The sequence below is a fragment of the Mariniflexile sp. AS56 genome (assembly GCF_030552475.1).
In the GTDB taxonomy this organism is placed as follows: Bacteria; Bacteroidota; Bacteroidia; order Flavobacteriales; family Flavobacteriaceae; genus Mariniflexile.
Window position 1 is genome coordinate 90,334 of the sequence record NZ_JAUPED010000004.1, and the last position, 24,648, is coordinate 114,981.

Below are 24,648 nucleotides of genomic sequence, written 5' to 3' on the forward strand. Positions count from 1 at the left end.
AAGATGAAACAACTCCATATTATATTCGCCCTTATATTAATCTCATTAAGCGCTTGTGCGCAACAAATTGAATCTGAAATAAAAGCAACCAGCCCGGTAAACGAAAATTACACCGCAGAGCTTGTCGTTTCAGATATTAACATTCCTTGGGGCATCGCTTTTTTACCTGATAACAGCATGCTAATTACCGAAAAATCGGGAGAACTCATTCATTTTAAAAATGGCACAAAAACGTCTATTTCTGGCGTTCCTGAAATATATGTGCGAGGTCAAGGTGGCTTTATGGCTATCAAATTGCATCCAAATTACGAAACAAACGGATGGATTTACTTCTCTTACGCTTCCGCGGAAGGTGAAGGAGACGGTGGCAATACAGCCATTATGCGTGCCAAATTAAACAACAATACTTTAGTTGAAAAGCAAGTACTTTACAAAGCTAGTCCTAACACCAAGAAAGGACAGCATTTTGGTTCTAGAATTGAATTTGATAACGATGGTTATTTATATTTCTCCATAGGTGAGCGTGGTGAACGCGATGAAAACCCGCAAGACATTACCCGCGATTGTGGTAAAATATACCGTTTACATGATGATGGCACTGTACCAACGGATAACCCTTTTGTGAACACACCAAATGCCAAAACAGCTATTTATAGTTATGGCCACAGAAACCCACAAGGCTTAATAAAAAACCCGGAAACGGGAGATATTTGGGAACACGAACATGGACCTCAAGGTGGAGACGAAATTAATATCATAAAGAAAGGAAAGAACTTTGGCTGGCCAGTAATCTCCTATGGTATTAATTACAGCGGCACCTCATTTACAGATATTACCGAGAAAGAAGGCATGGAGCAACCTGAATTTTATTGGGTTCCTTCTATTGCACCTAGCGGAATGGCTTTTGTTACATCAAACAAATACCCCGAATGGCAAGGCAACTTATTAGTAGGCTCCCTTAAATTTGAATATTTAGAACGTTTAACACTTGAAAATGGAAAAGTGGTAAAACGCGAAAAACTGTTTGAAAAAATGGGTCGTGTTAGAGATGTTATTCAAGCACCAGACGGCTTTATTTATGTAGCCATAGAAGGTAAAGGTATCGTTAAAATAGTTCCTCAAAAATAAAAAAACAGTTATGAAGTCTGCCCTATTAAGTTTATTCGTTACACTTTCCGTTGTGTTTTCTAGTTTCTCACAAACAGACGCACTCAAAGAAAGTATGGAAAGAGGTCACGAAATCTATACCGATTTTTGCATGTCCTGCCATTTACCAAATGGAAAAGGCGTTGAAAAAGTTTATCCACCACTTGCCAATTCCGATTACCTTATTAAAAACAGAGAAGCCAGCATTAAAGGCCTTAAATATGGTATGCAAGGTGAGATTACCGTTAACGGAAAAAAGTACAACAGTGTTATGGCTCCTTTGGGTTTAAGTGATGATGAAGTGGCAGATGTTATGAACTACATCTCCAATAGTTGGGGTAATAAAAACAACAAACTAGTAACCGAAGCCGAGGTTTCAAAAATCAAAAAATAAAATAAGACACCTTAATTGATATACATTTAACTAACTTTGTAGAAGGTTAATTAAACGACATTATACATGCTTATTATAGGAATTGCTGGCGGCACAGGTTGCGGAAAAACAACAGTTGTAAATCAAATACTTAACGAACTTCCTGAAGGTGAAGTTGGCGTCATTTCACAAGATTCTTATTATAAAGACACCACGCATTTAAGCTACGATGAACGTATTAAAATAAATTTCGATCACCCAAGATCTATTGATTTTGATCTTTTAGAAAATCATCTTAAAGAATTAAAAAAAGGAAACCCTATACACCAACCCGTTTATTCCTTCGTTAAACACAATAGAACGGGCGACACCATTTTAACACACCCCAGAAAAGTAATGATTGTAGAGGGGATTTTAATTTTAACGAACCCCGAATTACGGGACATGTTTGATATTAAAATATTTGTGCATGCAGATACGGACGAGCGCTTAATACGCCGTTTAAAACGTGATATTTCTGAACGTGGTAGAGATTTAGACGAAGTACTAACACGTTACCAAAACACATTAAAACCCATGCACAACCAGTTTATAGAACCTATGAAAGAGTACGCAGACATTATTATACCAAACAACAAACACAATACCGTAGCGGTAGATATTGTTCGTACCATTATTAATAACAAGCTGTAAGCATGACTTTTTTTAAGCACAAAATACTTAAACCGTTTAAAAATATATTCATACTCATATTGGCTGTATTTTTAGTCTGGATGCTTTTTTTTGATGCCAACTCTTGGTTAATTCATCATGAATTAAATACAGATATTGATGCCTTAGAAAGTGAAAAAGAATACTATAAAAAAGAAATAGAGAAAGATAATAAAGCTATAAAAACACTCAATACCAAAGATGGTTTAGAGAAATTTGCTCGTGAGGAATATTATATGAAACGGGATAACGAGGAAATTTATATTATTGAATACGAAGACAGTTTAAAAATTAAAATAGATGATTAACGGTTTGTTTGATGAATTCAATTCAGTTTCAGCGAAACAGTGGAAACAAAAAATTCAGTTCGATTTAAAAGGCGACGATTATAACGACACGCTTATTTGGGAAAGCAATGAAGACATTTCGGTTAAACCATTTTATAATGCCGAAGACTTTAAAACCCTTCCAGAAGTTTCAAACACCACCGCGACTGCATGGAAAATTTGTCTAACCATTTTTGTTGCCAATATTGAAAAATCAAACCAAAAAGCCCTTAAAGCGATTCAACGCGGTGCAGAAAGCATCAAATTCATCATTCCAAATGAAGACGTTTCAATTGATGAATTATTAGAAAATATTGATAACACCCCTGTCTTTTTAGAGCTTCAATTTCTTTCTGAAACATTCATTGAAAAAATAAATTCCAGTTCCGCCAAAGCGCAAATAGCGGTTCAAACAGACATTATTGGAAATTTAGCTAGATCTGGTAATTGGTTCCATTCTATAAATGACGATTTCACCAAATTCAAAACCATAATTAAGCAAACCAAGGGTTTTACTATTGATGCTACTTTATACCAAAATGCAGGCGCGAACATGGTTCAACAATTAGCCTATAGCCTTGCACATGCCAACGAATACCTAAATGCAATTGATGGTGATTTTGATACTGAAACCAAACAAACTATTCAAATAAACTTTGAAACATCGGTAGGAACTAACTACTTTTTTGAAATTGCGAAATTACGTGCTTTACGTATCCTTTGGAGCACATTAGCTTCAGAATACCAAGTAAACACCGAATGTCACATAACCGTAACTCCAACAAAACGCAATAAAACCATATACGATTACAACACTAACTTATTAAGAAGCACTACCGAATGTATGAGTGCCGTACTTGGTGGCGCCAATACCATTTGTAATTTACCCTACGATGCCATGTACAAAAAAGCCCATGCGTTTAGTGAACGAATGGCTCGCAATCAGCTTTTAATTTTGAAAAATGAAAGCTACTTTGATAAGGTTAACAATCCGTCGGACGGTGCTTACTATATCGAATCTTTAACCCAACAACTTGCAGAAAAAGCATTAGTGCTTTTTAAGGATATAGAAGCCAACGGTGGTTTTTTAAAACAATTAAAAGAAGGCACCATTCAACGAAAAATAAAAGAAAGTGCAGCCAAGGAACAGCAACAGTTTAACGCTGGTGACCTTATTTTATTAGGAACCAACAAACACCCAAACCTTCATGATGCCATGAAGGAAGAACTAGAGCTTTACCCATTTGTGAAAATACATCAAAGAAAAACTTTAATAGAACCTATAATCGAGAAACGACTCGCTGAAAAGCTAGAACAAGAACGTTTGAAAAATGAATAAAAGCAGCTTTATATTACATCTCCTTTTTAGCCTTTTCATGCTGAGCAACACCTCATGTTTAAGCATCGCTAAAGATGTTAAAAGTTGGATAGAAGTTAGCGATATGGAGGATGTGCAAGGCAAGTATCATTTTTTAACCGAAGACCAAATAAAAATTTATCTCCCCCTTAGTTTTAAAAAATACTCAAGAGCTGGGTACGAAAAACTTTTAGACTCCTTAGCTAGCAAAAAAGATTATAAACTAGAACTACAACGTTTGGAGTTGTTACGCGCTATGGAAGGCAACTTTCATATATTTTTTGATGAAGGCACCCGCTCGACCTACACCATAAACACGATTCCCTTTATGCCAATGCAAAAAGGCGATGCACAGTATCTTTTAGGGGTAATTTCGATGAATAATGAGAAAACATCGAGAACAACCGATTTAAATTTTACTAAAATAACGGCAAAATTCAATAGCAATAGTACCACTCAAGTATTCAAGGCAATTCATAAAATTGAAAACACCAAAAAGCAATCCACTAGTTTTAATTCATCATACATCGTATCGGCAAATAATAAAACCATTTACATTCAATTATTAACCGGTTTTGATGTGAATTTCGACCCGTTTTTACAAAAAACAATACTATAATGTCTAGAAAGAACCTTCAGCATATTCGTTTAAAAACAGTTGATGGAAACCAAAAGCCACAGGCAACAGGAATACCTCATACTGAACAAAAAACATTTGCAACCGCTGAAGGCATTGATATAAAACCCACGTATTCAAAAAAAGATATTGAGCATTTAGAACACCTTCATTTTGCGGCAGGTATAACACCAAACCTACGTGGACCTTACAGCACTATGTATGTTCGAAAACCATGGACTATTAGGCAATATGCAGGTTTTTCGACTGCTGAGGATAGCAACGCTTTTTACAGACGCAACTTAGCTGCAGGGCAAAAAGGACTTTCGGTAGCCTTTGATTTGGCAACACACAGAGGCTATGATAGCGACCATGAACGTGTGATGGGTGATGTTGGAAAAGCAGGTGTCGCAATCGATTCGGTGGAAGACATGAAACTACTTTTCGACCAAATTCCACTCGATAAAATGAGTGTATCCATGACTATGAATGGTGCCGTGTTACCCATTATGGCTTTTTACATAGTATCAGCGCAAGAACAAGGTGTTAAAACTGAACAGCTATCCGGAACCATTCAAAATGATATTTTAAAGGAGTTTATGGTGCGTAACACGTACATCTACCCGCCTAGGCCATCGATGAAAATCATATCAGATATTTTTGAGTATTCTAGTAAAAACATGCCAAAATTCAACAGCATCAGTATTTCTGGTTACCACATGCAAGAAGCAGGAGCCACCTGCGATATTGAATTGGCATACACCTTAGCAGATGGTTTAGAATACATAAGAAAAGGACTTGATGCCGGCATGGATATAGACTCGTTTGCCCCGCGACTGTCGTTTTTCTGGGCGATTGGTATGAATCATTTTATGGAAATCGCCAAAATGCGTGCAGCACGTATGCTTTGGGCTAAATTGGTAAAGCAATTCCACCCGAAAAATGAAAAATCACTTATTCTAAGAACACATTGCCAAACCTCTGGTTGGAGTTTAACAGAACAAGACCCGTTTAATAATATTGCCAGAACCACTATTGAGGCCGCAGCAGCCGCTTTTGGTGGTACACAAAGTTTACATACCAACGCGCTTGATGAAGCAATTGCATTACCAACCGATTTTTCCGCGCGTATTGCACGAAATACGCAACTTTTTTTACAAGAGGAAACTAAAATAACAAAAACAGTGGATCCTTGGGCTGGTAGTTATTACGTTGAAAAGTTAACCGATGACATTGCACAAAAAGCATGGGCTTTAATTGAAGAAGTTGAAGCACTTGGAGGCATGACTAAAGCTATTGAAGCTGGCATCCCCAAAATGCGTATTGAACAAGCTGCCACAAAAAAGCAAGCGCGTATCGATTCGAATCAAGATATTATTGTGGGCGTTAATAAATTTAAGCTTACAAAAGAAGACGCTATAGTGACCTTAGAAGTCGATAATGAAACCGTTCGAAAACAACAAATTGAACGCATAAACACCACTAAAGCGGAACGGAATCCTGAAAAAGTAAAGGCAGCCTTATTAAAACTAACAGAAGCAGCGAAATTTTCATTAAATTCGAATGAAAAAAATTCTGAAAATTCAAAAGTTCCCCACAATCGTGAGGATTATAATTTATTAGCTTTAGCTGTTGAAGCTGCTCGAGAACGCGCCACTCTAGGAGAAATAAGTGATGCACTTGAAGTTGTTTTTGGCCGTTATAAAGCTGAAATAAAATCGTTTTCTGGTGTGTATAGTAAAGAAATAAAAAATGACGTCTCGTTTAAAAAGGCACAAGAATTAGCCGATATATTCGCCAAACAAGAAGGCCGAAGACCCCGTATTATGGTCGCCAAAATGGGACAAGATGGTCATGATCGCGGTGCCAAAATAGTAGCTACGGGTTATGCCGATGTTGGCTTTGATGTGGATATTGGTCCGCTATTTCAAACCCCCAAAGAAGTTGCTAAACAGGCAATAGAAAACGATGTTCATATTTTAGGAATTTCATCACAAGCTGCGGGTCATAAAACCTTAGTACCTCAAGTTATCGCCGAACTTAGAAAATACGGTCGCGAGGATATTATGGTTATTGTTGGTGGCGTGATACCAAAACAAGATTACCCATTTTTAATAGACGCGGGTGCTACTGCCGTTTTTGGTCCAGGTACTAAAATTAGCGAAGCAGCCATTGACATTTTAAAAATATTGATTGGTTAAAAATCACATTCAAAATAAACGTCACACTGTGTATTCAATCGGCTATAAGTCACAATTACAAAAACAAATGTCCGTTTTCCCCGTTACCGCTTCAACAATTTCCGCCAAAGACCTGGGTGAGTTTATTAAAGAACGTTACAACTTAGATAAAAATTTCAATTGTGAATTATTCAGAACAGGCATAAATCACACCTATTTTATTTCAGACACTAAAACTAAATATGTTTTACGAGTTTACAGTTACAATTGGAGAGCAAAATCTGAAATTACCGAGGAGATTAAACTTTTAAATTTTCTAAAAGAAAACAACCTATCGGTCTCCTTCCCTATTCCAGATACAAACGGCACGTTTATTCACGATATAAATGCCCCTGAAGGTCAAAGATATGCCGTACTTTTTTCATTTGCAGAAGGAGGTAAAGTGAGATTCATGGATGATGAAACCTGTTTCACTATAGGATCTTTGATGGCGCAATTTCATAATCTCACTAACAACAAATCAATGGATCGAGAGGTATATGACACAAAATCGATGCTTGAATTACCATTTCAACATTTAAAACAATACTTCTCTGAAACGTTACCAGAAATGGTGTATCTCAAAGAAGTTAATGACACGCTGAAACTGGCCGATTTTGAAAGTACTCAAAAAGGCCTTGTTCATTTAGATATTTGGTACGATAACATGGCTGTTTTAAATGAAAAAGAAATCACCTTTTTCGACTTTGACTTTTGCGGAAATGGAAGTCAGGTTTTAGATGTTGGCTATTTTTGCAAACAACTTTTTTATATAGAAACGGATAAAGAAATATACGAACGGAAGAAGCTACATTTCATAAAGGGCTATTCGAGTGTTAGAACGATACCAAACCATGAATTAAAATTAATTCCAGAAGCGGGATTAGCTGTTTTCATTTATTATCTTGGTATCCAAGCGAAAAGGTTCGATTGGTCGAATATATTTCTATCTGAAAATTATTTAAAAATGTTTACTGGTAGATTAAAATCTTGGATTGAATACAATAACGAACATGCACACTAAAAACACCATTATACTTGAGATTTTTAAAGACATTCCCTTTTCTGAAGATGAAAGCATTCATATAGAAAGTAAACTTGAAAAACTCACCATAAAAAAAGGAGATATCCTTTTAAACGCTGGCAAGAGTGTTAACCATCAATACTTTGTTTCAGACGGGTGTTTAAGGACCTGCTATACCGACAACTCAGGAAAAGAACACACCATACAATTTGCAATTAAAAACTGGTGGATAAGTGATTACACCGCTTTTTTCTCAACAACCAAAGCCGTTATGAGTATTGAATGTATTCAAGACGCTGTGATATATAAAATTTCTAGAGAAGACATGGACGCTTTGTGCGTTGAAATCCCGCAATTAGAAACCTTCTTCAGAAAAAAAATGGAAGGCGCCTTCGCAAATTTTCAAAAAAGAATACTTGGAGGCTTATCTCAATCTGCTAAAGAAAGATACGCCTCATTTATAAACACCTACCCAAACATAGAACAAAGCGTAAAAAACTACCACATCGCCTCATATCTAGGGGTTACCACAGAAACTTTAAGTAGAATTAGAAAAGAATTGACCAAAGACTAGTTTCTTATCATACATCAATTTTTTTACGACTTTAGATACATAGTTTTGTAACATCATTTAAAAACGGATTTACTAAAACATTAAAACTATGAAACTTTTACTGGCATCAATGGCTGTTATTATTGGGCTTACCTCATGTAATAACCTTCCTAAAAAGAAAGAACAAACAGAAAATTTATCTACAACAAAAACAGAAAAAATGAAAAAAATATTATTTGTATTAACAAGTCACGACGAACTTGGCAACACGGGTGAAAAAACAGGATTTTGGGTTGAAGAATTTGCAGCTCCTTATTACCTTTTAAAAGATAAAGGCGTAGAAATCACTTTAGCTTCACCAAAAGGAGGACAACCACCTATAGACCCGAAAAGTGAATTACCAGATTTCCAAACACCAGCAACCGTTAGGTTTAATGCAGATAAAGAAACTCAGGCCATTTTATCGAAAACATTAAAATTGGAGTCTATTAATCAAGCAGATTACGACGCTGTATTTTACCCAGGTGGCCACGGCCCTTTATGGGATTTAGCTGAAGATAAGCACTCAATAGCACTTATTGAAGCTTTCTATAAAAATAACAAACCTGTAAGTGCTGTTTGCCATGCACCAGGTATTTTTAGACACACTAAGAATGCAGACGGTAGCCCTTTAGTAAACGGGAAAAAAGTAACAGGATTTTCAAATACTGAAGAAGAAGCTGTGCAATTAACCAAAATAGTTCCTTTTTTAGTTGAAGATATGCTAAAGGAAAACGGCGGAAAATTCTCAAAAGGTGACGATTGGGGACCATATGCTGTTGAAGACGGCTTATTAATTACAGGACAAAACCCAGCATCATCAGAACTTGTTGCTGAATTATTATTAAAAAGATTGGAAAAATAAACAAGTCCTAAACTTTATACATAAAAAACCGCTGTTTGAGTAAATACTCAAACAGCGGTTTTTTTTTAAGATAGATAGTTTGCTTCGATAAACGACGAATTATAAATCTGCTATCCCTAATAAATCTACATAAAAAAGCCAACCCTATAACTTGTATGGGTTGGCTTTTTAAAAATAAAAGTAAAATTAATCTACTTTCTTTTCTTCATTTGTAATAGGTTGTTCAACAAAATCGCCTGCATTTACAACCGTCCACTTATCAAAAGTTTTGTAATATTTTTTAATTACTTTATTAATATCTGCAACTGTTAATGAGGTGATTTTAGTTTCAATAGCTTCATGAAAGCCCATGTCTCTGCCATAATACAAGTTATTGTTTATCATGGACGACAACTCGTTATCTTTAGCTCTCGACACGTTTTCACCTTGTACCCAACTAGTAACAGCAACCTCTAATTCTTCTTCTGTAATACCGTCTTTAATAAAACGTTCTATTTCTTCTTTAAAACCCGTTTGTACTTTTGCAGCATTCTCTGGCGCATAAATAGCATAAACCAGTAAAGACGATTTCTTATCATTCTTATCGGCATCAACACGCATTTGTCCACCTGCACCATAACTAACACCGTCTTGTTGACGCAAACGTGTTGTTATTCTAGAACTCAAAACACCACCTCCAAAAACTTGACTTGCTATTTGTAAAGCAGCATAATCTTCATCAACTTGACTTCCTTCAAAAGATAAAATACCTAAACTAAAAGCATTCTTCTTATCGGGTGTTTTAATATTTTCATTTACAGCTTTATTGGAAGAAAACTTATCTGCTATAGGTGTGTATGTTTTTTTCGATTTAAAATCAGCATACTCCTTTTCGAAATAATTTTTAATAGTTTCCTCATTAATATTTCCGATAGCAATTAAAGTCGCACTATTTGAAATACCATAAAACGTGTTATAATAATCTTGCATCGCTTTAACTGAAACTGCTTTTATCTCTTCAATATCTTCCTCGATAGTGGTTACATGCAATGGATGTCCTTTTTTATAAGAATCATTTAATAAGGACAATTTTTTACTTGCTAAAAACTGAGGTTCTGTTTTATTTTGTTCAATACCTGCTAATTCCTGAGTTTTAAGTTTTTCAAGTTCATCAGCATCAAATTTTGGATTTTTCAACATATCTGTCATTAATGCCAAGGTCTCCATAAGATACGCTTCCGTAGTGCTAATATTTGCTGTAACACGACCGTTAGAGCCACCAAAACCAATAGAAGATTTTATAGCACTCAACTTATCTTCAATATCCTGTCTAGAGTTATTTTTAGACCCTTTATTTAGCATTCTAGCTGTATAACTTGCTACACGACCTTTGTTCATAAAGTCATTTACATTACCTGTTCTAAAGGTAAAAGATAGCGTTACCGTTTTACCACGATTGTCTTTATTTATAAAACCATACTCAATAGGTGTTTTTGATAAAGTTCCTGAATCTAATCTTTTCTGAATATTATCATAAGACACATCGAACGCCTCGCCTGCTCCATAACCTTCTTTTCCTTTATAACTAGCAACTAAGGCTTCTACACCTTCGGTGTGTTCAATTTCTACACGAATAGGCTGCTTACTAGGAACAAATTCACCTACAGTTCTATTTGTATTTATTAAATAACGTTGAATAGCTGCATTCACTTTTTCTACAGTCATCGTTTCAACGCGATCACGTTGAATAAATGACAATCTCCAATCGCCTGCACCAATAAATTCACTCATATAAGTTCCTAAATATGCCGAATTTCTACTTATTTGATCATAACCCTTTAGTAAATTAGCTTTAGCTCTGTTAACCTCTTCTTCGGTTACAGGTTTATCTTTAAGTCCATCTAAAACAGACAACAAAGTCGATTCAGCTTCAGCCAAAGATTTATCAGAAGGCACATCTACATTAATATATAAAAATGATGGCTCTTTTGTTACTGGTGCATAAGACCAAACAGTCGATGCTTTTTTACCATCAACCAAAGCTTTATAAAGTCTCCCTGAAGGTTGGTCTGTTAAAATTTGTTCTGCAACAGCCATAGCCGCATAATCTTCATGAGATCCTGCCGAGATATGATAAAGCGTTGATACAATTTGTAAATCACCCACTCTACTCACGCTAACACGTTTTTGACCATCTTGAGCAGGCTCTATAGTAGGAATATCTCTTAATGGAATATTAGGGTTTTTAATACCAGAAAACTTCTTCTCAATTAGGGCCAAAGTTTTATCGGTTTCAAACTTTCCAGTAACCATTAATACAGCGTTATCTGGACGGTAATATTTTTTATAAAAAGCTTTTAAATTATCAATTGGAACACGCTCAATATCAGAACGGTTACCAATGGTTGAATTACCGTAATTATGCCACATATATGCAGCACTAATCACCTTTTGCATTAACACTCTTGATGGCGAATTTTCACCGCTCTCAAATTCATTTCTAACTACCGAAAATTCAGACTCCAAATCCTTTTTCGCTATATATGAATTAATCATTCGGTCTGCTTCTAAATCTAAAGCCCAATCTAAATTTTCATCATTCGCATTAAAGGCTTCATAATAATTGGTTCTGTCGTAATAAGTAGTTCCATTAGGTCTTGCCCCTCTAGCCGTTAATTCCTTTGGTATATCTGGATGATTTGGGGTGCCTTTAAACACCATATGCTCTAATAAATGCGCCATTCCTTTCTCGCCATACCCTTCATGCCTCGACCCTACTAAATAGGTGATATTCACCGTGATAGTCTGAGAGGAATTATCTGGAAACAACAGCACTTTCATACCGTTATCAAGCATATACTCACTGATACCTTCAACACTCGCTATTTTCTTTATTTGAGCCTGTGCCACTACAGACATAGAGGCTAACACAATAAATAGCGTAAATGATTTCATTTTTTGATTGATTTTTCTCATATTTAAATTATTGTTTTGCTAAAAATAGTAATTCTATTTAAACAAAGTGTTAAATACATTACATTTTAATATCAAATGTTAACTATATCACATCTATAGTCTTAAATTGTTCAAATTTTCTTTTAGTTAACTGTTAACATTTTTGGTTTTTATTCCTAATAAATAATTGTATTTTTACCGTTCATAAAACCAAATCATTTAATGGGTAAAATCATTGCAATTGCAAATCAAAAGGGAGGCGTTGGAAAAACAACAACATCCATAAATTTAGCCGCTTCACTTGGCGTTCTAGAAAAGAAGGTATTACTTATTGACGCTGACCCTCAAGCAAATGCAACTTCTGGAATAGGAATTGATGTAGAAACTGTAGAAATAGGTACCTACCAACTTTTAGAACATTCTAGCTCTGCAAGAGATGCTATTTTAAAAACAGAAACGCCTAATTTAGATATTATTCCTGCACATATCGACTTAGTAGCTATTGAAATAGAGCTAGTTGACAAAGAGAATAGAGAATATATGCTAAAGAAAGCACTGGAAGAAATTAAAGACGATTACGATTATATTTTAATTGATTGTGCACCATCCTTAGGTCTGTTAACACTTAACGCTTTAACTGCTGCCAATGCCGTTATCATCCCAATTCAGTGTGAATATTTTGCACTTGAAGGTTTAGGTAAGCTTTTAAACACGATAAAAAGTGTTCAAAAAATACACAACCCCGAATTAGACATAGAAGGTTTATTACTAACTATGTACGATTCGCGTTTAAGATTGTCTAACCAAGTAGTTGAAGAGGTTCAAAAACACTTTAACGACATGGTTTTTCAAACAATTATACAACGAAATGTAAAACTAAGTGAAGCACCAAGTTTTGGTGAAAGCATTATCAATTACGATGCTTCCAGTAAAGGAGCGAGCAACTACTTAAGTTTAGCAAAAGAAATTATCATTAAAAACGCATAAATATGGCTAAGGCAATTAAAAAACAAGCTTTAGGAAGAGGTTTATCAGCATTATTAAAAGATCCAAGTAACGATATTCAATCGGCACAAGATAAAAATGCCGATAAAGTTGTTGGAAATATAATTGAATTGGATATTGCTTTTATTGAAGTAAATCCGTTTCAACCGCGTACTAATTTTAGTGAAGAATCACTACGAGAATTAGCGACATCTATTAAGGAATTAGGTATTATTCAGCCAATAACCGTTAGGAAATTAGGCTTTAACCAATACCAATTAGTATCTGGGGAGCGTCGTTTTAGAGCTTCTAAATTATTAGGTTTAGAAACCATTCCGGCATACATACGTATTGCCAACGATCAAGAATCGTTAGAAATGGCCTTGGTTGAAAATATTCAACGTCAAGATTTAGACCCTATTGAAATTGCCTTATCCTACCAACGCTTAATTGATGAAATTAATTTAACGCAAGAGCAAATGAGTGAACGTGTTGGTAAAAAACGTTCTACCATCACCAATTATTTGCGTTTGTTACGCTTAGACCCCATTATCCAAACAGGTATGCGTGATGGGTTTATTTCTATGGGACATGGTCGTGCTTTAATTACTATTGAAGACACTAGTATTCAGTTAGACATTTACGAAAAAGTACTTTCAAATGAATTATCTGTTCGAGATACTGAAAGTCTGGTTCGTAACTACAATACCACCCAAGAAGTAAAAGTAGCACCTAAAAATCAAGAACCTGAAGCATCTCCAAGCCATATAAAAGAAGGGATTAAAACCTTTTCGGAATACTTTGGACATAAAATAGACGTTAAAGTCTCTAAGAATGGAAAAGGAAAAATTACGATTCCGTTTCATTCTGAAGAAGATTTTAATCGTATTAAAAAATTAGTTGAAGGTGCCAAATAAACTTTTTACAGCCACTCTATTTTCACTATTATTTTGCTGCTTTGTAACAGCGCAAGACAAAAACAAAAAAAAAGAGCTACCCGAAGGCCTTATTATCGATTCCATTATAACGGTTAAAAAACCCTATAATCCGCTTTCGCCTGCAAAAGCTGCTTTTTACTCGGCTGTATTGCCTGGTTTAGGGCAAGCCTACAACAAAAGCTACTGGAAAATCCCCATCGTTTATGGTGGGTTGGCAACGGGAATCTATTTTTACTCCACAAACAACAAAGAATACAACCGCTATAGAGATGCCTATAAAAGTAGACTTGCAGGTTTAACTACCGATGAGTTTTATTTTGATACCGAAGGAAACCAACTATCAACACCACGTGTAACCACAGATGGTTTAGAACGAGGTCAAGATTTTTACCGCAAAAACAAAGAAATTTCACTTTTGGTAACTATCGGTATTTATGCCTTAAACATTATTGATGCCAATGTAGATGCACATTTAATGCAATATAATGTAGATGAAAACCTATCTTTGGCACCACATTTTAGAATCAATGAGATTGATGCAACAAGTAATCTCGGACTAACTTTAAACTTTAAATTTTAATTATGAACATTGCTTTACTTGGATACGGAAAAATGGGACAAACCATTGAGCAAATTGCTATTAAACGTGGGCATACCATTGTTTTAACCGTTGATAAAGATGATGAAGGGTATGATATTACAAAAGCCGATGTTGCTATAGATTTCAGTATTCCATCCGTAGCTTTTAATAATATTTCAAATTGTATAAATAACAAGGTTCCTGTAATTTCAGGAACAACAGGTTGGTTAGACAATTATGACCAAGCCGTTGCTTTATGTGAAGAAAAGAAAGGTGCTTTTATTTATGCTTCAAACTATAGTTTAGGTGTAAACATCTTTTTCGAGCTTAATAAAACGCTTGCAAAGATGATGAGTACTTTAAAACAGTACAATGTGACTATGGAAGAAATTCACCATACACAAAAATTAGATGCTCCTAGCGGAACTGCCATTTCTTTAGCAAACGACATCATCGCTAACAATGCAAATTTTGAAGCTTGGAAATTAGAAGAGACTGCAGATAAAACCATTCCTATCGCTGCAAAACGTATTGCAGATGTTCCAGGAACGCACACCGTGAATTACGAAAGTGAAGTCGATACTATTTCCATAGAACACGTGGCACATACCAGGCAAGGTTTTGCTTTAGGTGCCGTTATTGCTGCAGAATGGATTGCGGGTAAAACAGGCGTTTTCACAATGAACGATGTGTTAAATATTGGTTAACAGCCACAAAACGCGTAACAACCTGACTAAGTTTAGCTACTAAAACAATAAAAAACTACGATTATGACATTGATGCAATGGTTTATCTTCATCCTAATTATTCAAGTAATCCACGGTTTAGGTACTTGGAAATTATACATTAAAGCAGGAAGACAGGCATGGGAAGCTTTTGTACCAGTCTATAACGCGGTTGTATTAATGAGAATTATTAATCGTCCGTGGTGGTGGGTTATCTTATTATTTTTACCTGTAGTTAACATGATAATGCTTGCCGTAGTTTGGGTTGAAACCGCTCGTAGTTTTGGCAAAAACAGCAACTTAGACACTTTTTTAGCCGTTATTTCTTTAGGGTTTTATAACTTTTATTTGAATTACGCTACCGATGTTACATATATTGAGAACAGAAGCTTACAACCTAAATCTGGCGCTGGCGATTGGGTAAGTTCTATTCTATTTGCCATTGTAGCCGCTACTATTGTACATACTTATTTTATTCAACCGTTTACCATTCCATCATCTTCATTAGAAAAATCATTATTAGTAGGCGATTTTCTATTTGTTAGTAAGTTTCATTATGGTGCACGTGTGCCAATGACCACTGTTGGAGCACCTATGGTACATGATACTATTCCATTTTTACAAAAGAAATCATACGTATTTGATGACCACAAAGGAAGTAACTCGTGGAAAAACAAATTACAATTACCCTATCTTAGAATTCCTGGGTTCGAGGATATTGAAAGAAACGATATCGTAGTTTTCAATCAACCTGCGGATACCTTGTTGGACATGAACAATTTTCGTCCAGACAGAAACTATTACAAACCAATCGACAAAAAAACCAACCTTGTAAAACGTTGTGTGGGTGTTGCAGGTGACTCTTTAGAAGTTCGAGACGGGTTTGTTTACATCAACGGGAAGAAAAACGAATTACCAGATAGAGCGCACTTACAATTTAGCTACTACGTACAACCTAAAACATCGCAATTCAACCCACTTTTCCTAAAGGAACGTTATGACATTACTGATGGTTTTGGCATTATTCCTAACTCTAACAACACCTATTATTTCTCTGCCATTTCAGATGAAGCTTTAGATAAATTTAAAGACAACCCCAATGTGGTAAGCATCACACCTAACATCCAAGAGAAAGGTGTTAGAGACTCCAATATTTTTCCACACGACCCTAATTACAATTGGAATGTTGACTTTTTTGGTCCATTATACATTCCTGAAGCTGGAAAAACAATAGACATCAACCTAAACGTATTACCTCTTTACAAACGTGTAATTACAGAATATGAGCACAATACGCTGCAAGTAAAAGGGAATCAGATTTTAATAAATGGTGCGGTAGCAACTACCTACACCTTCAAACAAAATTATTATTGGATGATGGGTGATAACCGCCATAATTCCATAGATGCTAGAGCTTGGGGCTTTGTACCATTCGATCACGTTGTTGGTAAACCTGTATTTATCTGGATGAGTTGGGATGGTAAAAAACCACGTTGGGATCGTTTCTTCACAACTGTAAGCGGTACAGGTAAGGCAACCTCTTTCCTAATTCCTTTTCTTATTTTAGCATTAGCATGGTTCGGGTTTAACAAATGGAGAGCCAGAAAACAAAACAGTTAAGACGTAATTCCCGCGAAAGCGGGAATCTCTTTCATTTCATCTGAATTATTCTTGAAGGATTCTTGCTATAATACATATTGAAAAGAAAAGCAAGAATGAAAGAAGACAATAAATGAACATTATAATACACCCCACATACCTTCCAAACATCGCGCATTTTGTAGCTATTGCAAAAGCAGAACATGTTATGTTTGAAGTGGACGATAATTTTCTAAAACAAACCTACAGAAACCGTGCTTATATTTATGGAGCAAACGGCATACTGGCGCTAAACATTCCTGTAATACACACACAAAAAAACAGGCAAAAGTACCGCGATGTTAAAATTTTTAATGAAACCAAATGGCAAGATTTACATTGGAAATCATTACTTTCTGCTTACAGAACCTCACCTTTCTTTGAGTTTTATGAAGATGAATTACAGCCTTTATTCAACCAAAAAGAAGATTATATTTTAGATTATAATTTAAAATGTTTTGAAGTTATTTGTGACTGTTTACAGCTTGATTTAGAGACTTCAAAGTCTGAAGTATACCAGAAAACAATTGAAAACACTTCTGATTACAGACCTTTGGTAAACGCCAAAAAAGAGGAAGCACAAACATTTGACACCTATACTCAAGTATTTAGCTATAAACATGGTTTTATACCAAACTTAAGTATCTTAGATTTATTATTTAATGAAGGCCCAAACGCCTTAAGTTATTTAGAAGCTCAAACTTTAGCGCCTTTATAATGTTACAAACTGTTGCACATTACGGTTGCCATTTTTTAATTCCGTTAGCGGTGGCATTGCTTTTTTATAAATCGAATTGGAAATTCGCCTACCTTATCATGGTTTTAGGAATGCTAATAGATTTAGATCACCTTTTGTCTAACCCCATTTTCGATCCTAACAGATGCAGCATTAACTTCCACCCGCTACACACCTATTACGCTATGGGTCTTTATGTTTTACTTTTAATTCCGAAGAAAACCAGATTGATTGGTTTAGGTTTGGTGATACACATTATTGCTGATACAGTAGATTGCTCACTCATGTAGTTTTTGCAGCTGCGCATGTTCTAAGCTAAAGGAAATTTTATTGAATACTACGTCTGTAAACTACTCTCCCAGACTCAAAGTCGCCATAATAGGATAATGATCGGAATACAGCTGATTATAGGCTTTAAACCCATTTACAGCAAAGGCTTCATCTGAAAAGATATAATCAATACGTACTGGAAAGAATTTGAATTCATAAGTACGCCCAAACCCATTTCCTGCTTCCTTAAACGTATCATTTAAATCTCCTTTAATTTTTCGGTATACATAAGAATAGGCCGTATTATTAAAGTCACCACAAATAATCGTCTTATAATGGCATTGTTTTTTATGCTCTAAAAATATCTCCGATTGAAACTGCTGTCTCTTAAAAGTGTTTTCAACTTGCTTAAAAATACGAGTCGTACTTTCTTGCTTTAGTTTTTCAACATCCGTATCAATTTTCAAAGATTGAAGGTGAATATTGTACACGCGAATGGTATCCTTCCCTTTAACAACATCAACAAAAATACCGTTATTAAATGTGTTTGGAAATTCTAAAGAACCCGAATTTATAATTGGAAATTTGGATAATATAGCTTGCCCATTCTGTATTTTTTTACCAGAAATTTTTTGAAATTTATGGTTAAAGAAAGACAAATCGACTTGATCATTAGGTCGATAATCTTGAATACACAAAATATCTGGGGCTTCTGTTTTCACAAAATCGACTATCTTAGTATCTATATGTTTATCTGGAATCCAATCATACAAATTAAACAAACGCACGTTGTAATTCATCACCTTTATGTTATTGGCGTTTTCAATCTTTTTTGAAGAAGCAAATCGATACAACGACCCAAATACCATCTGGCCAATTAAAAGTATCACCAGTGACACCATAAGTTGTTTTCTAACCCGAAGTAACCAGTATAGAAAAAACAATACATTTAAGAGAATTAAAAAAGGCACACTTAAACTAAGTACAGATAGTACCGAAAAGGTTCTAGGAGGTAAAAAAGGTAAGGCATAAGCAAGCAATAGAACAACCGCAACCAATACATTGATGACGTAGATGATCTTATTAATGATGCTTAAATTTTTCATGCTACTTCCCTGCCCTAAATAAAAATTCTTTTTCTGCAGCCGTTAAACTATCATAACCGCTTTTACTTATTTTATCTAAAATAACGTCAATTTGCTTTTGATTATTAAACTCACTAAAATCACCTTTAGTATAACCGCCAACTTTACTTTTATTTTTATGAACTGTTTTTAATGGTCCTTTTTTTGAAGCCTTGAAGGTATTGATAATAATATCAACCAAACGCTCAAAACCTTTACCAATATCATCACCTTTTAATAATTGTTTTGCGTAAAAATAGCCTAATAAAGCACCACCCAAATGAGCCAAATTTCCTCCGGCATTTCCGCCTGCAGGATTACTAATTCCGCTAACAACACCAAAAAGATCTAAAAGCACAATGGCTAAGCCAACATACCACAGTTTTATGTTGAACATAAAAAACCGCACATCTTGATTGGGCATATAAGCACAAAGAAAAATTAATAAGGCTCGCACTGCAGCTGATGCACCAACTAAACTAGAATTGGCACCAAATACACTTGGAAATAAAGTGTAGCAAACCATAAACAATAGTCCGCCAGACATGGCTCCAAGAAAGTATATATTCAAAGCCATTTTAGGACTAAATAAATTTAAAAACATACGCCCTATAAAATACAACCAAAGCATATTGAACAGGATATGAAAAAAATCATAATGCACAAAAGCATAGCTAACTATTGCCCAAGGCTTCAGAACAAAATCGCCTAAATTACTTGGCAACTCAAACCAATTTAAACTTATAAGAAATCTAAGAATATACACAACTGCATTCACAGCTATAATTCTTTCTAACACATTAAGGTTAGCTAATTTATATTTTATGTCTTGTGTTATAGTCATTAATCCCAACGGTTTCCGTTAAACTGATACTTCTTCCAATACCACATAATAATAAAGCCAGTAAGTGCCCCACCAACGTGCGCCATATAAGCCGTGTTACTAGGACTAAAAAAGGACTGTCCTGTAACCCCTGAAATTAAATCTAAAATAATAATACCAGGTATAAAATACTTCGCTTTTATAGGGATAGGCAAAAATATAAGCATCAATTCAGCATTTGGGTTCATCATCGCAAAAGCAACCATAACACCCATAATACAGCCTGAAGCACCTACCATTGATGCATTAAACACAGGGAATATATTTTGTAATTCCGCGAGTTGTGCTTGAGACACACCTCCAAAAACCTTGTTACTAGTAAGCATTTCTGTTATTTGACCAGGATTTAACCCCGAAGCAATTAAAGAATTATAACTTGGCAAGTATTGGAAATAATAATATCCAACTTGCAAAGCAACAGCCCCTAAACCTGCCGAAAAATAAATGAATAAAAACCGTTTAGAGCCTAAAGCCTGCTCTACCGGCGATCCAAACATCCACAAAGCAAACATGTTAAACAACAAGTGCATGATGCTAAAATCATCCAAATAAGCCCCACCATGCATAAACATATGCGTTATAATTTGCCAAGGTTGAAACAAATCGTTCTTTGGAAAGTACATGGCGAACCATTCGTAAAAAGCCCCGTTTGCAACAAACAACGTTCCAACAAACATCAGGACGTTAATTATTATTAAATGCTTAACGGTTTCAGAAATTCGCATCATAGTTTATATAAATTTTTTATCTAATTCATCCACACTCATCGTTATAAATGTGGTTCGATTAGTTGGTGATACATTGGGTTCCTTACATGCAAATAGTTTATTTACTAAATGCTCTTGCTCATCTTTTTGTAATGATTGTCCGGCTTTAATAGCTAAACTTTTCGACATCGATTTTGCTAATAAATCGGTAGCGCTAAAATGCGTATCGGGCACTTCATTTTCAACATCACTAATTAATTGTTCTAAAATAATAGACACTTCACTCTCTGGAACAGTTACGGGAACGCCTGTAATTTCAATAGTTTCATTAGTAACGTTTGAAAACACAAAACCAGTATGTTCTAAATCTTCTTTTAATTGGTTTATAATTTGAATTTCCTGTGAAGAAAAATGCAATTCTAACGGAAACAACAATTGCTGACTCACACCTTCCTTAATTGTTAAATTCTTTAGAAAGTCTTCATACAAAATACGTTGATGCGCCCGATGCTGATCGATAACCAACATACCCGATTTAATCGTGCTTACAATGTACTTATTATGTAGTTGGTAAGTCGTTTTTGTTTGTTCTATTTTATTATCATCTCCAAAAGCAGAAATGGTTGTTTCTTCACTTTCAAAATGAACTTCGCTAAAATCGTGGTCTGTTTTTGTTCCTTTCGACTCTAACCCCACATACAAACTATCCCAGTTGGATGTCGATTGCTTTTTAAAAGTGGGTGTTTGTTTTACTGCTGTATAGTTATTCTCCTTAAACGGATTATAACTTCTATCCACCTCAATAACAGGTGTATTTGATTCTTTATTACCAAAATTGTATGGCGTATCTAAATTAGCATCACGCTCAAAATCAAGAACGGGAGCTATATTAAATTGCCCTAAACTATGTTTTACTGCCGATCGTAACAAGGCGTAAAGCGTATGCTCATCATCAAACTTTATTTCTGTTTTTGTGGGATGAATGTTGATATCAATTGTTTGTGGATCGACCGTTAAATTTAAAAAATAACTGGGATGGTTACCACTTTTAAGTAAACCTTCGAATGCCGAACAAATGGCGTGATTTAAATACGGACTTTTAATAAAACGATCGTTCACAAAAAAGTATTGCTCGCCTCTTGTTTTTTTGGCGTATTCTGGTTTACCTACAAAGCCCGAAATATTTAAAACTTCGGTTTCTTCTTCAACAGGCACCAGTTTTTCGTTTGTTTTATTTCCGAAGATATTAACAATACGCTGTCTATAATTGCTAATAGGCAGGTTAAACGATTCGCTTCCGTTGTTGTATAAAGCGAAACTAATAGAAGGATGCGCCAAAGCTACACGATGAAACTCATCGAAAACATGGCGTAATTCTACCGTATTGGATTTTAAAAAATTACGACGCGCCGGAATATTATAAAACAGGTTTTTAACAGAAATAGAAGTTCCTTTTGGTGTTACCACAACCTCTTGAGATACAATGGTACTGCCTTCTATCACAATACTATTCCCAACTTCATCTTGCTCTTGCTTGGTTTTCAACTCTACATGCGCAATAGCAGCAATACTCGCCAAGGCTTCCCCTCGAAACCCTTTGGTATTTAAATGAAAAAGATCGTCTGCAGTTCGAATTTTAGAAGTGGCATGACGTTCGAAACTCAAACGCGCATCGGTTGTACTCATGCCTTTACCGTTATCGATCACTTGAACGAGGGTTTTACCAGCGTCTTTTATAATAAGTTTGATAATGGATGCATCGGCATCTATAGCATTCTCCAATAGCTCTTTAACTACCGAAGCAGGACGTTGTACAACTTCTCCAGCAGCTATTTGATTTGCTACATGATCTGGTAATAGCTGTATAATGTCTGCCATGTATTATTTAGAAAAGAATATAGATAAATCGAATTCGATAATTGCTAAAAATATTAAAACCAGCACCGCAACAATAATTAAAATACGTTTATCGGCTTTTTTGTCTGGGTTATTTTTAAGGTCGTCGAAAGCGTTTACAATCTTAGTTTTAAGCCCTGTATTGCCTCCAACCGTTTTTCTATATTCGTCAAATTTATGTTTAATTTCGAACGGATTACCGGCACCTTTATCGTCAAAATAACGCGGTGTATAGCTAAACTTCTTGTTTTTTCTTGGTTTTAAAATGCCCATAATTTCTAAGTTTTTGGTTACATGTATTTCTTATCGAGTAAATACATGCAAATCAATAATAATACCAAAACTATAATGAGTGTTCGTATTGGCATAGCGCCCTTAACTTTTCGGGTTCTTTCGCTATTGCGTTTCCACTTAGCAGCAAAGTCTTTATCCTTAGAGTCTTCTAAGTGAGTATCTAAAACCTTTTCTTTTGAAAGGGAAGGTCGAAAATTAAAGGTTTTATGTTTGTTTTGCTTCAACAAAGTGAATACGTTCTTATCCCTCAAAAATACTTAAAAATAGGCAGAAACCGAAGATTGAAATGCTAAAAAATTCCAAAAAATAAATTCCAAATTCCATAAACGTATAACTATACCCTATTGGAATTTGGAATTATAAAATTGTTTGTTTTATTAACTGTTTTTACGCAGTTCAGCCATTTTAATAGCAGCGATAGCCGCTTCTGTTCCTTTATTACCGTGTTTCCCGCCAGAACGATCGATAGATTGCTGCATGGTATTATCTGTAAGTACACAGAAAATCACAGGAGTTTCATTCATCACATTCAGGTCTTTAATACCTTGAGTAACGCCTTCACACACAAAATCGAAATGTTTGGTCTCGCCTTGAATAACGCAACCAATAGCAATAACGGCATTTACCATTTGTTGCTGCATTTTTTTACTTCCGTAGATAAGTTCAAAACTACCTGGAACATCCCAACGGATGATGTTACTTGGCAATGCACCATTTTCTATAAGCGCATCATATGCCCCTTGGTACAAACCTTCAGTGATTGTATCGTTCCATTCTGAAACAACAATCCCAAATCGAAACTTGTTCGCATTTGGGATTGTTGTTTTATCGTAATCAGATAAATTTTTGTTTACGGTCGCCATATTATTTACCTGCCAATACCTGAGCTTTACCAATAAAAACGTCTATGGTTCCAGCTTCAGATGCGTTTGGAAATTCTTCTTTTATCTTATTAAAATAAGTAAGCGCTTTATCTGCTTTACCTAATTCTAAAGCAATCACCCCTGCTTTGTATAAATACATAGGTGTTGTATATTCGTTATTACGTAATTCAGCAGCTTGCTCATAATAATCTAAAGCATCTTCAGATTGATTTAATTGTGCAAATGCATCACCAATATTACCTTTAGATAACGGAGCTAATATTTCATCATCACTTTTAAAATCACTTAAATACTTAATAGCATTTTTGTAATCTTTTAAATGTAAATACGCAGTACCCGCATAGTAGTTCGCTAAGTTAGCAGATGGTGTACCACCGTGTTCTTCAATAACGTCTAACATTCCAAATTTACCTTCACCACCTTTTAAGGCTAAAGTATAAAGTGAATCTTTAGCAGTACCGTTTACAGCATCGTTAAAGTATTTTTGCGCTTGGAACATATCGTTCATCGCAGTAACTTGTTTTGGCTTAGACACAAACTCGTTGTAACCTAAATATCCTAAAACAACTACAGCTACAATACCTATTATAACAAAGATATATTTTTGGTTCTTTTCAACAAACTCTTCTGTTTTTGATGCAGATTCATCAAGTGTATTAAAAACTTCAGCAGTAGTAGAATGTTGTTCTACTTCTTCTACCTTTTCTTCTTTTGTTTTTGGTTTGTAACCTCTTTTATTATAAGTCGCCATGTATAGTGTCTAAATTTTAATGCGCCGCAAAAATATAATTTTTCTTCATAACTAAAAGGGTATTTATTTGATATT

25 protein-coding genes are annotated in these 24,648 nt (G+C 35.1%); 17 read left to right on the forward strand and 8 right to left on the reverse strand.

Going from position 1 to position 24,648, the window contains the following annotated elements:
* Positions 1 to 3 precede the first annotated feature (3 nt).
* The 10 genes from Q5N74_RS06145 to Q5N74_RS06190 all read left to right on the forward strand — a co-directional run bounded on the left by Q5N74_RS06145 (position 4) and on the right by Q5N74_RS06190 (position 9,229).
* Positions 4 to 1,128, forward strand: coding sequence for a PQQ-dependent sugar dehydrogenase (locus Q5N74_RS06145; protein WP_304387859.1), 1,125 nt, complete (start codon positions 4 to 6; stop codon positions 1,126 to 1,128).
* A gap of 10 nt (positions 1,129 to 1,138) precedes the next feature.
* The gene (locus Q5N74_RS06150) at positions 1,139 to 1,540 is read left to right on the forward strand and encodes a cytochrome c (protein WP_304387860.1); all 402 of its coding nucleotides are present in this window, start codon (positions 1,139 to 1,141) and stop codon (positions 1,538 to 1,540) included.
* Positions 1,541 to 1,606: 66 nt separating this feature from the next.
* Complete coding sequence (gene udk / locus Q5N74_RS06155) at positions 1,607 to 2,212, forward strand: uridine kinase (RefSeq protein WP_304387861.1); 606 nt, start codon at positions 1,607 to 1,609, stop codon at positions 2,210 to 2,212.
* A 2-nt stretch (positions 2,213 to 2,214) separates the two neighbouring features.
* Complete coding sequence (locus Q5N74_RS06160; protein WP_304387863.1) at positions 2,215 to 2,538, forward strand: septum formation initiator family protein; 324 nt, start codon at positions 2,215 to 2,217, stop codon at positions 2,536 to 2,538.
* A complete protein-coding gene (locus Q5N74_RS06165; protein WP_304387864.1) occupies positions 2,531 to 3,895 on the forward strand; it encodes a methylmalonyl-CoA mutase subunit beta in 1,365 nt (454 codons plus the stop codon). Before Q5N74_RS06160 ends, Q5N74_RS06165 begins: the two co-directional genes overlap by 8 nt.
* Entirely contained in the window at positions 3,888 to 4,532 is a 645-nt protein-coding gene (locus tag Q5N74_RS06170; protein ID WP_304387865.1) for a hypothetical protein, read from the forward strand. Before Q5N74_RS06165 ends, Q5N74_RS06170 begins: the two co-directional genes overlap by 8 nt.
* The gene (scpA, locus tag Q5N74_RS06175; RefSeq protein ID WP_304387866.1) at positions 4,532 to 6,730 is read left to right on the forward strand and encodes a methylmalonyl-CoA mutase; all 2,199 of its coding nucleotides are present in this window, start codon (positions 4,532 to 4,534) and stop codon (positions 6,728 to 6,730) included. The genes Q5N74_RS06170 and scpA overlap by 1 nt, the downstream gene beginning before the upstream one ends.
* 28 nt (positions 6,731 to 6,758) lie before the next feature.
* Positions 6,759 to 7,772, forward strand: a complete 1,014-nt coding sequence (locus Q5N74_RS06180) for a phosphotransferase (protein WP_369686019.1) — start codon at positions 6,759 to 6,761, stop codon at positions 7,770 to 7,772.
* Complete coding sequence (locus Q5N74_RS06185) at positions 7,744 to 8,346, forward strand: Crp/Fnr family transcriptional regulator (protein ID WP_304387867.1); 603 nt, start codon at positions 7,744 to 7,746, stop codon at positions 8,344 to 8,346. Before Q5N74_RS06180 ends, Q5N74_RS06185 begins: the two co-directional genes overlap by 29 nt.
* 88 nt (positions 8,347 to 8,434) lie before the next feature.
* Positions 8,435 to 9,229, forward strand: coding sequence for a type 1 glutamine amidotransferase domain-containing protein (locus Q5N74_RS06190; RefSeq protein ID WP_304387868.1), 795 nt, complete (start codon positions 8,435 to 8,437; stop codon positions 9,227 to 9,229).
* A 186-nt stretch (positions 9,230 to 9,415) separates the two neighbouring features.
* Here Q5N74_RS06190 and Q5N74_RS06195 read toward each other — a convergent pair whose 3' ends face one another.
* A complete protein-coding gene (locus Q5N74_RS06195; RefSeq protein ID WP_304387869.1) occupies positions 9,416 to 12,184 on the reverse strand; it encodes a pitrilysin family protein in 2,769 nt (922 codons plus the stop codon).
* Between the two features lie 201 nt (positions 12,185 to 12,385).
* On the opposite strand from Q5N74_RS06195, the gene Q5N74_RS06200 reads away from it, so the two are divergent.
* The 7 genes from Q5N74_RS06200 to Q5N74_RS06230 all read left to right on the forward strand — a co-directional run bounded on the left by Q5N74_RS06200 (position 12,386) and on the right by Q5N74_RS06230 (position 18,054).
* On the forward strand, positions 12,386 to 13,150 hold the full coding sequence (locus Q5N74_RS06200; RefSeq protein ID WP_304387870.1) for a ParA family protein: 765 nt from the start codon (positions 12,386 to 12,388) through the stop codon (positions 13,148 to 13,150).
* Positions 13,151 to 13,152: 2 nt separating this feature from the next.
* Positions 13,153 to 14,064: a ParB/RepB/Spo0J family partition protein gene (locus tag Q5N74_RS06205; RefSeq protein WP_304387871.1), complete on the forward strand. Its 912-nt coding sequence runs from the start codon at positions 13,153 to 13,155 to the stop codon at positions 14,062 to 14,064.
* Positions 14,054 to 14,665, forward strand: coding sequence for a DUF5683 domain-containing protein (locus Q5N74_RS06210; protein WP_304387872.1), 612 nt, complete (start codon positions 14,054 to 14,056; stop codon positions 14,663 to 14,665). The genes Q5N74_RS06205 and Q5N74_RS06210 overlap by 11 nt, the downstream gene beginning before the upstream one ends.
* 2 nt (positions 14,666 to 14,667) lie before the next feature.
* Complete coding sequence (gene dapB / locus Q5N74_RS06215; protein ID WP_304387873.1) at positions 14,668 to 15,372, forward strand: 4-hydroxy-tetrahydrodipicolinate reductase; 705 nt, start codon at positions 14,668 to 14,670, stop codon at positions 15,370 to 15,372.
* A gap of 63 nt (positions 15,373 to 15,435) precedes the next feature.
* Positions 15,436 to 17,010 (forward strand): signal peptidase I, encoded by a 1,575-nt coding sequence (gene lepB, locus Q5N74_RS06220; RefSeq protein WP_304387874.1) that lies wholly within the window; start codon positions 15,436 to 15,438, stop codon positions 17,008 to 17,010.
* A gap of 112 nt (positions 17,011 to 17,122) precedes the next feature.
* Entirely contained in the window at positions 17,123 to 17,746 is a 624-nt protein-coding gene (locus Q5N74_RS06225) for a WbqC family protein (protein WP_304387875.1), read from the forward strand.
* Positions 17,746 to 18,054 (forward strand): DUF6122 family protein, encoded by a 309-nt coding sequence (locus Q5N74_RS06230; protein ID WP_304387876.1) that lies wholly within the window; start codon positions 17,746 to 17,748, stop codon positions 18,052 to 18,054. Before Q5N74_RS06225 ends, Q5N74_RS06230 begins: the two co-directional genes overlap by 1 nt.
* Before the next feature lie 60 nt (positions 18,055 to 18,114).
* Here Q5N74_RS06230 and Q5N74_RS06235 read toward each other — a convergent pair whose 3' ends face one another.
* From Q5N74_RS06235 to Q5N74_RS06265, 7 genes are all read right to left on the reverse strand, one after another.
* On the reverse strand, positions 18,115 to 19,140 hold the full coding sequence (locus Q5N74_RS06235) for an endonuclease/exonuclease/phosphatase family protein (RefSeq protein WP_304387877.1): 1,026 nt from the start codon (positions 19,138 to 19,140) through the stop codon (positions 18,115 to 18,117).
* Position 19,141: 1 nt separating this feature from the next.
* On the reverse strand, positions 19,142 to 20,002 hold the full coding sequence (locus tag Q5N74_RS06240) for a rhomboid family intramembrane serine protease (protein WP_304387878.1): 861 nt from the start codon (positions 20,000 to 20,002) through the stop codon (positions 19,142 to 19,144).
* Positions 20,002 to 20,769: a rhomboid family intramembrane serine protease gene (locus tag Q5N74_RS06245; protein WP_304387879.1), complete on the reverse strand. Its 768-nt coding sequence runs from the start codon at positions 20,767 to 20,769 to the stop codon at positions 20,002 to 20,004. Before Q5N74_RS06245 ends, Q5N74_RS06240 begins: the two co-directional genes overlap by 1 nt.
* Before the next feature lie 3 nt (positions 20,770 to 20,772).
* Complete coding sequence (gene mutL / locus Q5N74_RS06250; RefSeq protein ID WP_304387880.1) at positions 20,773 to 22,626, reverse strand: DNA mismatch repair endonuclease MutL; 1,854 nt, start codon at positions 22,624 to 22,626, stop codon at positions 20,773 to 20,775.
* A gap of 3 nt (positions 22,627 to 22,629) precedes the next feature.
* Complete coding sequence (locus Q5N74_RS06255; RefSeq protein ID WP_304387881.1) at positions 22,630 to 22,917, reverse strand: riboflavin synthase subunit beta; 288 nt, start codon at positions 22,915 to 22,917, stop codon at positions 22,630 to 22,632.
* Between the two features lie 398 nt (positions 22,918 to 23,315).
* Complete coding sequence (ribH, locus tag Q5N74_RS06260) at positions 23,316 to 23,801, reverse strand: 6,7-dimethyl-8-ribityllumazine synthase (RefSeq protein ID WP_304387882.1); 486 nt, start codon at positions 23,799 to 23,801, stop codon at positions 23,316 to 23,318.
* A 1-nt stretch (position 23,802) separates the two neighbouring features.
* On the reverse strand, positions 23,803 to 24,573 hold the full coding sequence (locus tag Q5N74_RS06265) for a tol-pal system YbgF family protein (protein WP_304387883.1): 771 nt from the start codon (positions 24,571 to 24,573) through the stop codon (positions 23,803 to 23,805).
* Positions 24,574 to 24,648 lie beyond the last annotated feature (75 nt).

Bases quoted from the DNA above. Each gene is read 5' to 3' on its own strand.
- Q5N74_RS06145 (WP_304387859.1), top strand. From the start codon at position 4: ATGAAACAACTCCATATTATATTCGCCCTTATATTAATCTCATTAAGC.
- Q5N74_RS06150 (WP_304387860.1), top strand. From the start codon at position 1,139: ATGAAGTCTGCCCTATTAAGTTTATTCGTTACACTTTCCGTTGTGTTT.
- udk (WP_304387861.1), top strand. From the start codon at position 1,607: ATGCTTATTATAGGAATTGCTGGCGGCACAGGTTGCGGAAAAACAACA.
- Q5N74_RS06160 (WP_304387863.1), top strand. From the start codon at position 2,215: ATGACTTTTTTTAAGCACAAAATACTTAAACCGTTTAAAAATATATTC.
- Q5N74_RS06165 (WP_304387864.1), top strand. From the start codon at position 2,531: ATGATTAACGGTTTGTTTGATGAATTCAATTCAGTTTCAGCGAAACAG.
- Q5N74_RS06170 (WP_304387865.1), top strand. From the start codon at position 3,888: ATGAATAAAAGCAGCTTTATATTACATCTCCTTTTTAGCCTTTTCATG.
- scpA (WP_304387866.1), top strand. From the start codon at position 4,532: ATGTCTAGAAAGAACCTTCAGCATATTCGTTTAAAAACAGTTGATGGA.
- Q5N74_RS06190 (WP_304387868.1), top strand. From the start codon at position 8,435: ATGAAACTTTTACTGGCATCAATGGCTGTTATTATTGGGCTTACCTCA.
- Q5N74_RS06195 (WP_304387869.1), bottom strand. From the start codon at position 12,184: ATGAGAAAAATCAATCAAAAAATGAAATCATTTACGCTATTTATTGTG.
- Q5N74_RS06200 (WP_304387870.1), top strand. From the start codon at position 12,386: ATGGGTAAAATCATTGCAATTGCAAATCAAAAGGGAGGCGTTGGAAAA.
- Q5N74_RS06205 (WP_304387871.1), top strand. From the start codon at position 13,153: ATGGCTAAGGCAATTAAAAAACAAGCTTTAGGAAGAGGTTTATCAGCA.
- dapB (WP_304387873.1), top strand. From the start codon at position 14,668: ATGAACATTGCTTTACTTGGATACGGAAAAATGGGACAAACCATTGAG.
- lepB (WP_304387874.1), top strand. From the start codon at position 15,436: ATGACATTGATGCAATGGTTTATCTTCATCCTAATTATTCAAGTAATC.
- Q5N74_RS06225 (WP_304387875.1), top strand. From the start codon at position 17,123: ATGAACATTATAATACACCCCACATACCTTCCAAACATCGCGCATTTT.
- Q5N74_RS06230 (WP_304387876.1), top strand. From the start codon at position 17,746: ATGTTACAAACTGTTGCACATTACGGTTGCCATTTTTTAATTCCGTTA.
- Q5N74_RS06235 (WP_304387877.1), bottom strand. From the start codon at position 19,140: ATGAAAAATTTAAGCATCATTAATAAGATCATCTACGTCATCAATGTA.
- Q5N74_RS06240 (WP_304387878.1), bottom strand. From the start codon at position 20,002: ATGACTATAACACAAGACATAAAATATAAATTAGCTAACCTTAATGTG.
- Q5N74_RS06245 (WP_304387879.1), bottom strand. From the start codon at position 20,769: ATGATGCGAATTTCTGAAACCGTTAAGCATTTAATAATAATTAACGTC.
- mutL (WP_304387880.1), bottom strand. From the start codon at position 22,626: ATGGCAGACATTATACAGCTATTACCAGATCATGTAGCAAATCAAATA.
- Q5N74_RS06255 (WP_304387881.1), bottom strand. From the start codon at position 22,917: ATGGGCATTTTAAAACCAAGAAAAAACAAGAAGTTTAGCTATACACCG.
- ribH (WP_304387882.1), bottom strand. From the start codon at position 23,801: ATGGCGACCGTAAACAAAAATTTATCTGATTACGATAAAACAACAATC.
- Q5N74_RS06265 (WP_304387883.1), bottom strand. From the start codon at position 24,573: ATGGCGACTTATAATAAAAGAGGTTACAAACCAAAAACAAAAGAAGAA.